This is a genomic window from Acinetobacter sp. YH12041 (assembly GCF_013419975.1).
GTDB lineage: Bacteria > Pseudomonadota > Gammaproteobacteria > Pseudomonadales > Moraxellaceae > Acinetobacter.
Genome location: NZ_VOZC01000010.1, coordinates 39355 through 54122, shown reverse-complemented (window position 1 = coordinate 54122; position 14768 = coordinate 39355). Strand labels below are relative to the sequence as shown.

Annotated in this window: 14 protein-coding genes; 3 read left to right on the top strand and 11 right to left on the bottom strand. The window is 42.8% G+C overall.

The genetic code is table 11. The features are described 5' to 3' along the window. Positions 1 to 53: 53 nt before the first annotated feature. Complete coding sequence (locus FTU00_RS09725; RefSeq protein ID WP_125278405.1) at positions 54 to 689, top strand: DUF2238 domain-containing protein; 636 nt, start codon at positions 54 to 56, stop codon at positions 687 to 689. 59 nt (positions 690 to 748) lie between these two features. Here the strand turns inward: FTU00_RS09725 and FTU00_RS09720 are convergent, their stop codons facing one another. The 10 genes from FTU00_RS09720 to FTU00_RS09675 all read right to left on the bottom strand — a co-directional run bounded on the left by FTU00_RS09720 (position 749) and on the right by FTU00_RS09675 (position 11299). Beyond that, on the bottom strand, positions 749 to 988 hold the full coding sequence (locus FTU00_RS09720) for a hypothetical protein (protein WP_159123128.1): 240 nt from the start codon (positions 986 to 988) through the stop codon (positions 749 to 751). A gap of 62 nt (positions 989 to 1050) precedes the next feature. Next, positions 1051 to 1473 carry a hypothetical protein gene (locus FTU00_RS09715; RefSeq protein ID WP_180003459.1) on the bottom strand — a complete coding sequence of 141 codons (423 nt, stop codon included), beginning with the start codon at positions 1471 to 1473 and terminating at the stop codon, positions 1051 to 1053. A gap of 108 nt (positions 1474 to 1581) precedes the next feature. Then, positions 1582 to 2544, bottom strand: a complete 963-nt coding sequence (gene sohB, locus FTU00_RS09710; RefSeq protein ID WP_159123126.1) for a protease SohB — start codon at positions 2542 to 2544, stop codon at positions 1582 to 1584. Positions 2545 to 2682: 138 nt separating this feature from the next. After that, positions 2683 to 2907 (bottom strand): hypothetical protein, encoded by a 225-nt coding sequence (locus tag FTU00_RS09705; protein ID WP_180179632.1) that lies wholly within the window; start codon positions 2905 to 2907, stop codon positions 2683 to 2685. A 222-nt stretch (positions 2908 to 3129) separates the two neighbouring features. Further along, positions 3130 to 4047 (bottom strand): phosphate ABC transporter ATP-binding protein PstB, encoded by a 918-nt coding sequence (gene pstB / locus FTU00_RS09700; protein ID WP_218945654.1) that lies wholly within the window; start codon positions 4045 to 4047, stop codon positions 3130 to 3132. A 13-nt stretch (positions 4048 to 4060) separates the two neighbouring features. Then, positions 4061 to 5452, bottom strand: coding sequence for a phosphate ABC transporter permease PstA (gene pstA, locus FTU00_RS09695; protein WP_180179631.1), 1392 nt, complete (start codon positions 5450 to 5452; stop codon positions 4061 to 4063). After that, positions 5449 to 6828 carry a phosphate ABC transporter permease subunit PstC gene (gene pstC, locus FTU00_RS09690; RefSeq protein WP_180179630.1) on the bottom strand — a complete coding sequence of 460 codons (1380 nt, stop codon included), beginning with the start codon at positions 6826 to 6828 and terminating at the stop codon, positions 5449 to 5451. Before pstC ends, pstA begins: the two co-directional genes overlap by 4 nt. Positions 6829 to 6933: 105 nt before the next feature. Then, complete coding sequence (locus tag FTU00_RS09685; RefSeq protein WP_180003469.1) at positions 6934 to 7962, bottom strand: substrate-binding domain-containing protein; 1029 nt, start codon at positions 7960 to 7962, stop codon at positions 6934 to 6936. A 194-nt stretch (positions 7963 to 8156) separates the two neighbouring features. Next, the gene (locus FTU00_RS09680) at positions 8157 to 9539 is read right to left on the bottom strand and encodes an amino acid permease (RefSeq protein WP_159123120.1); all 1383 of its coding nucleotides are present in this window, start codon (positions 9537 to 9539) and stop codon (positions 8157 to 8159) included. A gap of 44 nt (positions 9540 to 9583) precedes the next feature. Continuing rightward, positions 9584 to 11299, bottom strand: coding sequence for an alpha-keto acid decarboxylase family protein (locus FTU00_RS09675; RefSeq protein WP_180179629.1), 1716 nt, complete (start codon positions 11297 to 11299; stop codon positions 9584 to 9586). Positions 11300 to 11438: 139 nt separating this feature from the next. On the opposite strand from FTU00_RS09675, the gene FTU00_RS09670 reads away from it, so the two are divergent. Then, on the top strand, positions 11439 to 11912 hold the full coding sequence (locus tag FTU00_RS09670) for an Lrp/AsnC family transcriptional regulator (RefSeq protein ID WP_034703664.1): 474 nt from the start codon (positions 11439 to 11441) through the stop codon (positions 11910 to 11912). A gap of 54 nt (positions 11913 to 11966) precedes the next feature. Here the strand turns inward: FTU00_RS09670 and FTU00_RS09665 are convergent, their stop codons facing one another. Then, the gene (locus FTU00_RS09665; RefSeq protein ID WP_180179628.1) at positions 11967 to 13397 is read right to left on the bottom strand and encodes an aldehyde dehydrogenase family protein; all 1431 of its coding nucleotides are present in this window, start codon (positions 13395 to 13397) and stop codon (positions 11967 to 11969) included. 303 nt (positions 13398 to 13700) lie between these two features. On the opposite strand from FTU00_RS09665, the gene FTU00_RS09660 reads away from it, so the two are divergent. Then, a complete protein-coding gene (locus FTU00_RS09660; protein WP_180179627.1) occupies positions 13701 to 14753 on the top strand; it encodes an aromatic ring-hydroxylating dioxygenase subunit alpha in 1053 nt (350 codons plus the stop codon). The last annotated feature ends 15 nt before the right edge of the window (positions 14754 to 14768 follow it).

Genomic DNA, 14768 nt, shown 5'->3' with positions numbered 1-14768 from the left:
CTTTTTTTATTTATAATTATTTTCAACTTTAAAACAAAACGACAGATAACAAGATGATAGATCATCGATTGAGCGGCAAACATTTGATCAGCCTGGGGGTTTTGGTGGCTGCGATCATTGTTGCCAGCATTCAGCCTCTGGAAATGCAATCCTATTTACTGCATCAGACCGGTACCCTATTTATGATCGGTATGCTGATTTTCTGCCTGTATAAAATCGGACTCAGTTTTCTTAGTTTTAATCTGTATATTCTGTTTTTATTCATCCATATCGTTGCAGCACATTATCTATATTCTTATGTGCCTTATAATGACTGGATTCAGACACTGTTTGGCTTTGACCTAAATGCTCTCATAGGCTGGTCTCGCAACATGTTTGACCGTTTTGTGCATCTGGTTTTTGGCCTGTTGCTCTATCCTGTTTTTTATCGACTATTTCAGGTCTGGTTACCCCAGCAAAAACCATTCACCATTTTTCTTTTAGTCATTCAATTTGTGATGGCAACCAGTCTGATTTATGAATGGATTGAATGGCTGATCGCCATTGGCTTATCACCTGAACAGGCGGAAAGTTATAACGGCCAGCAAGGTGATATGTGGGATGCCCATAAAGATATATTATTAGCGACAGTTGGGGCGATGTTTACTGGTGGATTGATGTTAATTCCAGCAAATAAAAAAGCCCACTAAAGTGAGCTTTTTTATTTGCTGGAATTAAAGACTTAGATTTTATATTTTCTTATTTTAAATTATGGAAGTGGGCAATATCGCTGCCAATCATCTTTCATTTTTTGCAATTCATTACCCGTCAATATCTCGCTGTAATAAATATAATAGGTGGCATCGGGATATTGAATCTCATGTCTGTACATAATTCCACGTAGAGAAACAGGCAACTCTTCTGGGAAGTCATCCGCTAAATTCAGTTCCTCAAATTCATAGTTAAAATAACAATTTTGGATTGCTAAAAATGCTTCAGCCACGGTCATCTTTCTGCTCTTAATGGAAATATGCTTCATTTTAGCTGATGAGCAGTAACCATGGCTGATATTTATGAAGGTTCAATCCATTTAACCAGCTTAGATTCTGCCAAATGCGGATATTTGAACTTATCTAAATATTCAAAGCAGGCTTTTTGACCTTGAGGAATTTTCTTTAGATGCTTATCAAAAAATAGATGACGATTATGTTGAGTATCATCAAAGCGGATGCTGACACGCTCAAAGTAACCACTCCGACGAGCATTGAATTGGTAAAATTGAATCACGCCACAGTCCTGCGAAGGAATAACAGGTGGAGCATCTGGCTTTAAAAATGCGTAAAGTAAAAAGATTGAAGTGCCCGGAAGAAAGCTGAGCCAAAATAAAATTTTCTTCGATTCGTCAGTGGTTAATTTCGCTTCAGAATAGAACATACATAGCATCGGAATAAAAATGATACTGAAGAAGCCGAATAGTAAAAGAAACGTGAGCATATAAATGAGAAACCACTATAAGTCAGTTATTTATAGCACAATTGTTTGATTTTAGATCATAAAAAAGCCCACCGAAGTGAGCTCTTAGATTCATAACTGAATAATGAATTAAAGTTTAGGATCGCGCATCTGAACCAGATTTGAATTGGCTTTGGTTAGCGTATCTACCACTTTATTCATCACCGCTGGGATAAAAGAATCTGCAATTTGTGCTGCTTGCAAACCTAGTTTTTCGCCCAGCGTTGGTTTTTTACGGGTCTGGATTAAATACACATCATGTTGTGGTAATAGGCCTAGCAGATATTCATCGGAAGTTTGCAGTTTATCCACCAGATTCAGGTCTAGGGCATCCTGACCATACCAGTGTTCACCCGTTGCCACTTTTTCAACATTTAACTGTGGACGATATTTTTCCACGAAGTGTTTAAACAAGGCATGTGTCTGTTGCAATTCTTCTTCAAACTTGGCTTTGCCTTCTTCGGTATTTTCACCAAACATGGTCACCGTACGTTTATATTGACCCGCAGTATAAAGTTCAAAATCGATCTTGTTTTCTTTCAGCAGACGGTTAAAGTTCGGCACCTGTGCCACTACCCCAATTGAACCCACAATCGCAAACGGCGCAGAAATCACTTCATTTGCAATACACGCCATCATATAACCGCCACTGGCTGCCACTTTATCGACACAGATGGTCACATGGAAACCCGCTTCACGTAAGCGCACCAGTTGCGCAGCTGCAAGACCATAACCATGCACCATACCACCCGGACTTTCTAAACGTACAATGATACGGTCACGACCAGCTTTCGCTGTAGATAGAATCAGGGTAATTTCTTCACGCAGGCTTTCTACCGCAGACGCAGCCATATCGCCTTTAAAATCGAGTACATAGATTTTCTGGTTAGTTTTCTTACGCGCACGCGCTTCTTTTGACAATTGCTGGCTCAATTGCAAAAGTTCCAGTTTAGATGAAGTTGTTTGCGCTATTTTTTTTCGTTGCTCGTTAATGCGCGCATTCAAGTGACTAATACGGATTTCAGCGGGTAATTTGGGGGTATGAAATAACATAAAAATCGGGTCTCAATTATTTATATAGGTTTCAATTTAAGATAAGGTCAAATGATTTTTTTTCAATAGAATATTGTTGTTTAATTGCTGAAACAGAGCAGTATCCATGGGGCTCTAGTAGAGCAAAAATAATTTGTACTATAAAAGATTAATGCCATGTTGATAACCTGCCCAGAGAATAACACCCAGCAATACAGCAGAATTCGCATATAAGGTTTTTTCCTGCTTTTTAAAATAGAAATTCAAACTGAGTCCATACAGCAATCCAATCAGTGTATAAAACATGCTGCCGCCTTGTAATTGATGCCACAAACCACCAATGCCTAAACTTAATGCGATCAGCAGCATCAGAAAAACTGACATCTTTTTTGAGTATTTCCATAGCGGGTGCAACCTTTTCTTAGCATCTATCTTTTGACAGCTCTGCCATGTCAAAGACGGCATATTCTATAAGAATTTCGGGCACAATAGGATTCGGTTTATTTTTACACATTTCACTGATTCAATTGATATATCTCCTATTCTTTGATTATTTTTAGATATAAAAAAAGAGCTTTTAGCCCTTTTTTCATTAGATCAAACTTCTTAACCAAAACGCCCGGTAATATAGGCCTCAGTGAGCTGATGATCTGGCTGGGTAAAGACTTTCTCGGTCGAGTTGACTTCAATCAGATCACCTAAATGGAAATAAGCGGTACGATCAGAGACTCGTGCCGCCTGCTGCATAGAGTGAGTCACAATGGCAATGGTGTATTGGGTTGAAAGCTCGGAGATCAGTTCTTCAACTTTGGCTGTTGCAATCGGATCAAGTGCTGAACAAGGTTCATCCATCAGAATCACTTCAGGAGAAACGGCAATCGTCCGTGCTATACATAAACGCTGCTGCTGACCACCTGACAACCCTGTACCCGGCTGATTTAAACGGTCTTTGACTTCATCCCACAGCCCTGCCTTACGCAAACTATTTTCTACGATTTCTTCCAGATCATATTTATCCCGTGCCAGACCATGCAATTTTGGCCCATAAGCGACATTATCAAAAATCGATTTTGGAAAAGGGTTTGGCTTTTGGAACACCATCCCCACCTGCGCACGCAGCAATACCACATCCAGATTCGGATCATAAATATCCTGATGATCCAGCAACACCTTACCGGTTACACGACAGCGATCAATCGTGTCATTCATCCGGTTTAAAGTACGCAGGAATGTTGACTTACCACAACCTGAAGGACCGATAAAAGCAATCACTTCATTTTCATAGATGTTCAGATCAATGCCTTTAATTGCTTCTGTTTCACCATAGTAAACATGTACATCTGAGGTACTGATTTTGACCTGATCTGACTTTTTCGGTGCTTTGTTTTCAGCCTGAGTATCAAACTGGGAAACAAAAGCAGTCGCCGGCTTTTGGGTCACAGAATCTTGGGTAAATTGTGTATGTTGTGGATTCACAGACGGATCCTTTTCTAAGGCATTTATAGTTGGATTTGCTGTATTCATATTCTGCTCTTCCTTACCAACGGACTTCAAATTTCTTACGTAACCAGATGGCCAGACTATTTAAGCTGATCATTAAGGCCAGAAGTACAATAATGGCTGCTGCAGTACGCCCTTCAAAGAAGTTACGCAGCTCATTGCCTTGCCACAGGAAAATTTGCACCGGCAATGCCGTGGATTGATCAAATGGTGATGCCGGCACACTCGCCACAAAAGCACTCATCCCGATCAATAATAGTGGGGCCGTTTCACCCAGTGCTTGTGCCACACCAATAATCGCCCCAGTCAAAATACCCGGTAATGCGAGCGGTAAAACATGGTGAAATACGGTTTGTAAGCGTGATGCACCTAAGCCTAATGCTGCCTGACGGATGGATGGCGGTACGGCTTTAAGTGATGCACGCGTAGTAATAATCACAGTCGGTAGTGTCATTAAACTCAGTACTAGACCACCGACTAATGGCGCTGAAAGTGGTAAATGCATCCAGCCAATAAAAATCGCTGCACCGAGTAAACCAAAGACAATGGAAGGAACTGCCGCAAGGTTATTAATATTCACTTCTACGACATCGGTAATCCAGTTCTTCGGTGCAAATTCTTCCAGATAGATGGCCGAGGCTACCCCGATCGGAATCGAGATAAAGATCACGATCAGCATCATGAACAATGAGCCCATAAATGCGCCTGCGAGACCTGAGGTAGCAGGTGAACTGCGCGAGTCCGGACTGGTAAAGATATTGGTATTAAAGCTACTTTCTATGATGCCGGAAGCTTTCATATCATCCGCAAGCTGACGGACTTCAAGACTGAGCTGTTGCTGTTCATCGGGCAGATCACGGTCTATATTGCCAGCCAGCCAGACATCAACATTGGCATCTGCCAGAATTTTCACGTCTTGGGTTTGACCGACCAGAGCTGGATTCTTCAGTACCATATCCCGCAGACGATACGCTTCTGAACTGGTATATAAATAGCTCAGTTCATCACGCTGGCTTTCCAGCTTACTGTCTTTGGCAATCATGCCATTTACAATCAATGCCTCCCAGTCGACCAGACCGACCTGCATTTGCCAATCCACCATACGCTGTTCAAATTGTGCCTGGGACTCTCCCGCAGCCTGTTTAGGTTTAGGATCAATATTGACAATGGCTGGATCAAAATGAATCGGCAAGCTCATACTGCTTTGCCAGAATGCCGGCAAACCTTTGCCCAAAATACTGCCGAAAAGCACTATTACAAAAAATAAACCGGCTAATACAGCAGAAAGCCCCATGACACGAAACGTCTTTTCTTTACGGTGACGCTTTGCCAATGAGCTTTCGATGATTTTTTTACGCTTTTCACGCTGCTCAGCAGCAGCTTGCGGATCGAATGTTTGATCCATATTTGATGTATTAGTCGTACTCATTCGTATTGCTCACGGTATTTACGCACGATGTACAGCGCAACAATATTCAGACCTAAAGTAATTACAAACAGCGTTAAGCCCAATGCAAAGGCAACCAAGGCCTGAGGACTCGCAAAATCTGTATCACCTGTTAATTGATTCACAATGGTAATTGTGACTGTCGAAACCGCTTCCAGTGGATTGGCATGCAGTTGCGGACTATTACCAGCGGCTAGTACCACAATCATGGTTTCACCAATGGCACGTGATGCTGCAAGCAAGAACGCACCGATAATACCTGGTAATGCTGCTGGAATAACCACTTGGCGAATCGTTTCAGATTTTGTCGCACCTAATCCGAGTGAACCATCACGTAGTGCTCGTGGCACTTGAGTAATGATGTCATCTGATAATGAAGAGACAAATGGAATAATCATAATGCCCATGACAAAACCAGCGGTTAAGGCACTTGTTGCATTAATGTCGAGCCCAATCATTGCGCCTAAATCTTTAGCAAATGGACCAATGACCATTAAAGCAAAGACACCATAAACAATGGTTGGAATACCTGCCAATACTTCAATCGCAGGTTTTGCCCATGAACGAAAACTTGGTTTTGCATATTCAGCAAGATAGATCGCAATCATTAAACCAACAGGAACAGCTACCGATAATGCGATACCACTCACCATGAGCGTACCCCACAATAAAGGTAATAAGCCGTAACTGCCTTCTGCACTTCCCGAAGTACTAAAACCTGGGTTCCATTCAGTACCAAAGAAGAAGTCGAGAGGATTAACAAAACTAAAGAAGCGCATTGCTTCACTAAACATCGACATGACAATACCGACAGTGGTCAAAATCGCCACGCCTGAACATAGTGCCAATGCTACATTTAAGACTTTTTCAACTTGATTTCGTGCACGATATTTTTCTGCAATGCGACGTTTAGCCATCACTAAACCAATCAATGCCGCACTTACAACAACTGCTAATTTCGCGAATGAACCAATGTTCTCAATTTTCTTTAACTGTTCTGCTGCTGCAAGTTCATAAGCAGCCGGCTGATCACTGACACCGAAACCGGAAGCCAATGCCTGTACACGATCTATGACCACACTCAGACTGGCTTGATCCAGATGAGTCAAAACATCATGAGGCAGGTGTTTAATTACGACCTGTTCCAGCAGGCTAGGTTCAACAATGTTCCATGCCATCAGAATCAAAAATGCAGGAAGTCCACACCACAAAGCTACGAGCGCGCCATAATATCCAGGACGTGAATGTAGCATCGCAGAATTATTGCCCTGACCTGCTAGTTTCCGGCTTTTACTTAATCCGATTTGATAGGCGATGGCAATTAAAGCCAGTAACACACCTATAAGTAGCAGATTCATGTATTCTCCATGGTTCTTTTCAGGATTTTAGTCTGTGAAAAAACTTGCTTGCCATGAAAAGCCGATGACAGGTCGACTGTCACCAGCATTTCCCTAAATCCTGTTTTATTTCACTACTACGGCTTTTGCAGCCTTAAAATTTGCCAGCACTGCTGCACGTTCTTTGTCTGACATTGAAATCAAGCCGGCTTTTTCCAGCTTGGAACCCTTACCCGATACCTTTTTATTCAGGAAATACTCTGTGAACTGTTGCAAACCTTTGATTGATTTCAGGTGTTCGCCTTTGACATAGAAGAACAATGGACGAGATACCGGATAAGCACCGTTTAAAATGGTCTTTTCAGAAGGTGCCACGTTATTGACTGTAGCTACACGCAGACGATCACGGTTCTGGTCATAGAAGCCCAGACCAAAGACACCGACTGCACTTGGTGAGGTCTTTAAACGTGCCAAGGTTTCAGTATAGTCACCTGATATTTCAATGACGCGTCCATCCTTACGGAAGGTGCTACACGCCTTTTTCTTGGCATCTTTATCTAGAGACTTAATTGCAGCATACGTTTCACAGCCTGCATCCACCATCTTCTCCTGGAAGACTTCACGTGTGCCATGATTTGAAGCCGGAATCACTAAAGTGATGGGTTCATTCGGCAAAGCTGGATCAATCTGGTTCCAGCGGGTATATGGATTAGCCACCATTTTCCCTTTAGAAGGTAACTGCGCAGCTAAAGCAGCATAAACATGCTGAGGTCGTAATTTATAAGCGGCTTTATTCGAATTAGATGCAAAGACAATCCCGTCATACCCGATCTTGATTTCTAGTACCTTGTTGACACCATTCTTTTTACATTCTGCCAGTTCGGCACTTTTGATTTGACGCGAGGCATTGGCAATATCAATGGTATTGTCCCCTACACCATTACAGAACTGTTTTAGGCCGCCAGATGAACCACCTGAACCAACGACTGGTGTTTTAAACTGAGGGAAAGTATTGCCAAATTCTTCAGCGACAATACTGGCATAAGGTAAAACAGTAGAAGAACCTGCGATTTGAATAGTGTCACGTGCTGCATTCGCTGTCGTGGATGCCGCTACCCCCGCTGCAATTAAGATTGCTATATTTGTTAAGCGCATTCTGGATCTCTCTCATTTATTAAAATTTCGAGTACACCACTTTTGATTCAGTTGAGTACCTGTTTTCGATACTCACATTTTGATTTTGGAATATGACAGCCGGGTTACAGCTTTATGACGGTTTTATGATAATTAATCCGTCACCTGATCAAGACAATATAATAGAAAAAAGACCCTGTTCAGGGCCTTTTTATTTAAGTGGTGGGTTCAGTAGATTCAGGCAAGAGCACAGGTTTCCTGCGATATTTCATCACATACATCACCGTCAAAAACAGCAACCAGACCGGCACCAATGCAACAGCAATCTGCATTTCTTTGGTAAAGCTCATGATCATTAAAATCATGATGATAAATGAAATCGTCAGGTAATTACTCCAGCGGCCAAACAGACTTGGGAATGCGGTCGTCTGCTGCTGTTCCTGCATGGCTTTTCTGAATTTCAGATGGGTCAGTGAAATCATCAGCCAGTTAATCACCAGAGCAGACACCACCAGTAGCATCAGAATACCAAAAGCTTCACCCGGCATGAGGTAATTCATTAATACACAGATACCGGAGACTGCTGCCGAGAATAGAACAGCATTCACCGGGATACCGCGGCGGTTAATTTTCTTCAAAAATGCCGGTGCATTACCCTGCTGAGCCAGACCCAATAACATACGGGTATTACAATAAATACAGCTGTTATAGACCGAAAGTGCAGCAACTAGAACTACAAAATTAAGGACATTGGCCACGCCGTGACTATTCAATGACTGGAAAATCATTACGAACGGACTACCGCCTTGCGCCACCAGATTCCATGGATAGAGACATAGCAACACACCTATGGCGCCAATATAAAAAATGAGTACACGGTAGACAATTTGATTGACTGCTTTTGGAATGGTCTTTTCTGGATTTTTGGTTTCACTAGCAGCAATACCAATCAGCTCCAGCCCACCAAATGCAAACATAATCACGGCAAGTGCCATCATAAAACCCGACCAGCCCTCAGGGAAAAATCCGCCATGCTGCCACAAGTTGGTCACACTGGCCTGACTTCCTGCAGAACCGCTAAACAGCAGATAGATCCCGAATCCGATCATGCTTAAAATGGCAATGATCTTGACCATGGAAAATATAAATTCGCTCTCACCGAAGAATTTGACATTGACCAGATTGATCCCATTCATAAGCAGGAAGAATGCCAGTGCCGTGAGCCAGGTCGGAATCTCCGGCCACCAGAACTGAATAAAAGTACCAATTGCACTCAACTCAGCCATACTCACTAAGACATAGAGCACCCAATAGTTCCAGCCTGAAATAAAGCCTGCTTTTTTGCCCCAGTATTTATTGGCAAAATAACTGAATGAACCACTGACCGGTTCATGCACCACCATTTCACCCAATTGGCGCATGATCAGAAATGCAATGATGCCAGCGATGGCATAGCCCAAAAGCACTGATGGGCCTGCCAGCTGAATTGTATGTGATAAACCTAAAAATAATCCTGTACCGATCGCTCCACCTAAGGCGATTAGCTGGATATGCCTGTTGGAAAGCTGTTTTTTTAATTGATGATCTTCAACATCCATATTGTCACTCCTTGTGAACAATTTTTTTTAATTTCTACATTTTGCTAGATTGCCTTTTTGTAGGGAGGTGTATTCTGCTCAACCAGCTGCTTATAACCATATTCACCATAGTCATAGCGTGCCACGACTTCAGCAAACTGTTTTAAGCGTTGTGGCGCATCCATACGTGGGAGTTGCAGCTCAATCAGACATAATTCCTCAGCCTGATGAACCTGTGCGAGTGTACGCTTTAATTCTGCCGGGGTTTTGACTATATGAGCCTGATGCGGGGTATCTGCAGAAAAGACTTGGGCAAACTGACTGTATTGCCAGTTCTGAACATCGTTGTACTTGGCATTTTCACCCATGATCAAACGTTCAATGGTATAGCCGCCATTATTTAAAATAAAAATTACAGGTTTTAAGCCTTCTCTTAATAAGGTTGAAAGCTCCTGAATGGTCAGCTGAATCGAACCATCCCCAATAAATAACAGATGACGGCGCTGTGGTGCAGCAAGCATACTGCCAAGCAAGGCAGGCAAGGTATAACCAATCGAACCCCAGATCGGTTGAACCAGATACTTAGCAGTCACAGGTAAGGTCAATCCTGATAAACCTGCATTGGCAGTGCCCACTTCTGCCACAATCACATCATCTTCCTGTAAGAATTCAGAAATCTGCTGCCAGAGTGCAGTTTGGCTCAGCGCAGTATTTTCTTCGATCTGTTGAGTTTGTAACGATGGTTTCGGTGCAGGATTAAAAGTACGTGGTTGATCATCTAAAGTCTGTTTTGAGATAGCTTGGATCAACTGAGCTAAATCCAGTCCACTGATCATCTGCCCATCCAGACAAAGACAGGAATCCGCCAGATACAACATATTTTGTACGGATACACGATGTGAGAAAAATGCGGTGGCAACATCGGTAAAACGTGGCCCAATAGCGATCAGGCAATCCGACTGTTCCACCAGCTGACAAGTCGATGCTGCGCTTGCTGCACCTGCATAAACGCCCGCATATAAGGGGTGACTTTCATTCATGATATTTTTGGCAGTAGACAGACAGGTATAGGGAATCTGCATGCGCTCAGCCCAATTTTGCAGCATATCGGTAAGCTGGAAAATTTCTGCTTCATTGTCAATGAGCAGGACTGGCTGACGTGCCTGTTTGATGCGTTTGGCTATCCGTGCCGCAGTTTCTTGCAGAAGTTTTGGATCACTCTGTGGACGGCTCAGATCCAGAGGCTGCTTAGGTACTTTAATCTGAAGATGGGTAATATCCGATGGAAGCTGAATATGAACCGGTCGACGCATCAATATACATTGCTTTAATACCCGGTCAATTTCACTCACTGCATTGGCTGGAGTCAAACGCGTTTGTGCCACAGTAAATTCGCGCATACAATTCATGATATTGTCATAATCGCCATCAATCAGGGTATGGTGTAACAAAGCGCCCTGCTCTACGGCATGCAAAGGCGGAATACCGGAAATATGCACCATGGCAACCTGCTCGGCATATGCACCTGCAATGCCGTTAATCGCGCTTAGATCGCCCACACCATAAGTGGTCAGTAAAGCGCCGACACCATGTAGACGGGCATAACCATCTGCTGCATAAGCTGCATTTAGCTCATTACAGTTACCGATAAATTCCAGTTTTGGATCAATTTCAATCTGTTCTAAATAGGAGAGATTAAAGTCACCTGGCACACCAAAAATATACTGAATTCCTAGCTCTTGCAGGCGCTGATTAAGGTACTGACCAATTTCCATAAACATTATTATTTTCCCTATCACTTATTATGCTTCAATTACAGAATATTGCATTTCATTTTCTGATTTCGTGCATAATGCAAGTCACAATGATTTAAAAATACATAGAACGTGTATCGAATAAGGATTCAATGCAATGGATGCAATGGATAAATTTGACTGGAAAATCATCCAGGCTTTGCAAAAAAATGGGCGCCTGACGAATCAGGAAATCGGAGATTTAATCGGTTTGTCAGCCTCTCAATGTTCTAGACGGCGTCAGCTGCTAGAGCAAAAAGGAATTATTTTGGGTTATAGCGCCTGCATTCATCCTGAAGCTTTGGGAATTGCAGTTTTGGCTATGGTTCAGGTCAATCTCAAAACACATGACGCAGCAGCGAAGATCGCTTTTCAACAATTGATTGAAGAAGAAGAAGCTATTCAGGAAGCTTTTTCTTTAAGTGGTGATGCAGATTTCATGTTAAAAGTAGGCGCTAAAAATCTGGAAATGCTGGCAAATTTTGTGACTGAAAAATTACTAAGCTGTAATTTTATTGGTCATATCAAATCTTATATTGTCTTAAATAAATTCAAGCAATTACATTTTGATTTTCAGGCTGCCCGCCCTTTATTACGTTGATATATCTTAAAGTAAAAGAAAAAAGCTCAAGTTTAACTTGAGCTTTTTTTTGATTTAAGTTTTATTAATATGAACAACCTGCTGAATCGTATTTTCGAGCAGCCCACTCAGTCCGAACTGGGCACCGATGCCCGAATGCTTCCATCCACCAAAAGGTACATGCGGGAAAATCTCACCATGCGTATTGATCCATGCCGTACCACAACTCAGTCGTTGAGCAAACTGTTGTGCCTGCTCTAGATTGGATGACCAGATCGAACCACCTAAGCCAAAATCCGTATTGTTGGCTTCAGTCAGTACTTCTTCAATATCGTGATAACGAATCAAAGGTAACACCGGACCAAACTGCTCTTCCTGCACCAGACGGCTATCTGGGCTTACATTGGTCACAATTGTTGGTGCAATAAAATAGCCTGTATCCGGTAGATTCTGACCAGATGTCATGACTATTGCACCTTCATCCTGAGCTTCCTGAATCATGGTCTGAACTTTTTGGTATTGCTTGATGTTTTGCACTGGGCCAAAAGTAGTCGTCTCGGCTAAACCATCTCCCAGAGATTGTTGCTGTGCGACTTTTACTAATTCCTGTGCCAGTGAATCATATTGGCTGTCATGCACATACAGCCGTTTCAACGCTGCACAGGTCTGGCCCATGTTGATAAAGGCTCCATGAAAGATGCGAGCTGCCATTGCCTGAATGTCGGTATCTGGCAAAACAATGCCTGCATCATTGCCACCAAGTTCCAGTGTCAGATGCTTGAATGTCGCAGCTGCATTCTGCATGATTCTTTGCCCAGTTACGGTCGAACCGGTAAATACTACTTTGGCAATTGCAGGGTGACTGGTCAGCTTAGCCCCAACTTCTCCGCCTCCTGTAAGTATAGAGACCACTCCAGGTGCAACTTCTTGCTGAATCAACTCACCGAGTCGAAGTGTCGACAATGGGGTAAATTCTGAAGGTTTATTGATCACCACGTTGCCAGCGCGAATTGCCGGCATGATATGCCAGACAGCAATCATTAAAGGCCAGTTCCATGGGGTAATCGATGCCACGACCCCTAAAGGCCGATGATGAAGTTCGATCCGCTTGTTGGCATCATCCTGTAAGATTTCAGTTTCAATCTTGAGTTCTGCCTGATAGCGGGTCCAGGCAATGGCCCCACCGACTTCAAATTCAGCCAGTGCATAGGGTTTGCCCTGCTCCTGCACCACTAAACGCGCTAATTCTTCTCGGTGTTCTTCAATACGATCTGCAATACGATGCAGGATTGCCTGTCGCGCAGCATCATCCATATTTTTCCATTGGTGAAAAGCCTGCTCGGCACTACGGATGGTGTCTTCAATTTGTGCTTCCGAGGGAGAGGAACACAGTGCCAATACCTGCTCATCAGCAGGATTGATCACTACAAAACTTTCGGCAGCGCCTTGTACCATTTTTCCTTGAATAATACAGCCAACGGGTTGGGATACATGCAAATTAGTCATCTCTTCATCCTGAATCAGATATTTTTGTTGTTCCCTGACATTAGCTGATTTTGTCTGAATGGAGCTTGCATATCACATTAGGCATAAAGTCCTGAATGCACATTTTGTGCATGGAAAATAGAAGAATCATCTTTCGGGATGCTTTTTTGGAACTTTAAATATTGCTTCCTTTAATTTTTTGCCTATAGCTCATTCTTCCTTACATCCTGTTCGAATTTATGCAACAGGATGTCCTGATCTTTGAAATTTCGTAGAACATCACATTGGCCTATATTGGAAATAAAGAATCACAGTGATAGCGTCATGAATAGCACAACCATTCCAGTTTTCAATCCCGATTTACCGATTCACATGACATTTGAAGAACATGACTGGCATCTCCTGGCTCAATATTGGTATCCAGTGGCCTTAGCCCGTGATGTCTCTGAACAGCCGCTAGGGACAATGTTGTTAGATATGCCACTGGTCATTTACAAGATGCAGGATGAACTAGTTGTGGCCAAAGATGCCTGTCCGCATCGTGGTGTGCCTTTAAGTTTGGGAAAAAATGATGGTCAAGGCATCGTCTGTCCTTATCATGGCTTGCGTTTTGGTACACAAGGTAAATGCAACCGTATCCCTGCCCATCCACAGCATAAAATTTCAGATCGTTTTCATTTACGGACCTATGCCGCGGTTGAACGTTATGGTCTGATCTGGTGTTCACTGACAGCTGACAAAGATGCTGAACCGAATATTCCAGTGATGCCTTATTGGAATGATGCAGATTATCAGCAACTGGTTTGCCCACAAGTCGACATCAAATGTTTTGCTGGCAGACAGCTAGAAGGCTTTATTGATGTCGCCCATTTTGCCTGGGTACATCCGGATACCTTCGGTGATCCGAATGATGTTGAAGTCCCGAATTACACCACAACAGAAACTGAATATGGTTTCAGTGCCGACTATATCAGCAGTGTCGGCCGTTATCCGATTGGGTTAGATCAGTGCGGTCAGGAAGATTTTAAATGGCTACGGCATTTTGAAATTAGTCTGCCCTTTACCGCGACCCTGACCATCCATTTCCCTAATGATGCCAAACAGGTGATTATGAATGCTGCTTCACCGATGACCGCCCGTCAGACCCGACTGTTTGCTCCCATCTGTCGTAATTATGATAAAGACTTACCTGTCGAAGAAGCCTATGATTTTAATCTGAAGATTTTTGAAGAAGATCGCCTGATTGTCGAAAATCAGAAGCCTGAGTTTTTACCGCTAGACTTATCTCTGGAAGCACATTTCCCGGCAGATCGCAGCTCCAGTATGTACCGTAAACTATTAAGGAAAAAAGGCTTTAGTCCTTTATTTGCAGCTTAATTTTATTTAAAAATC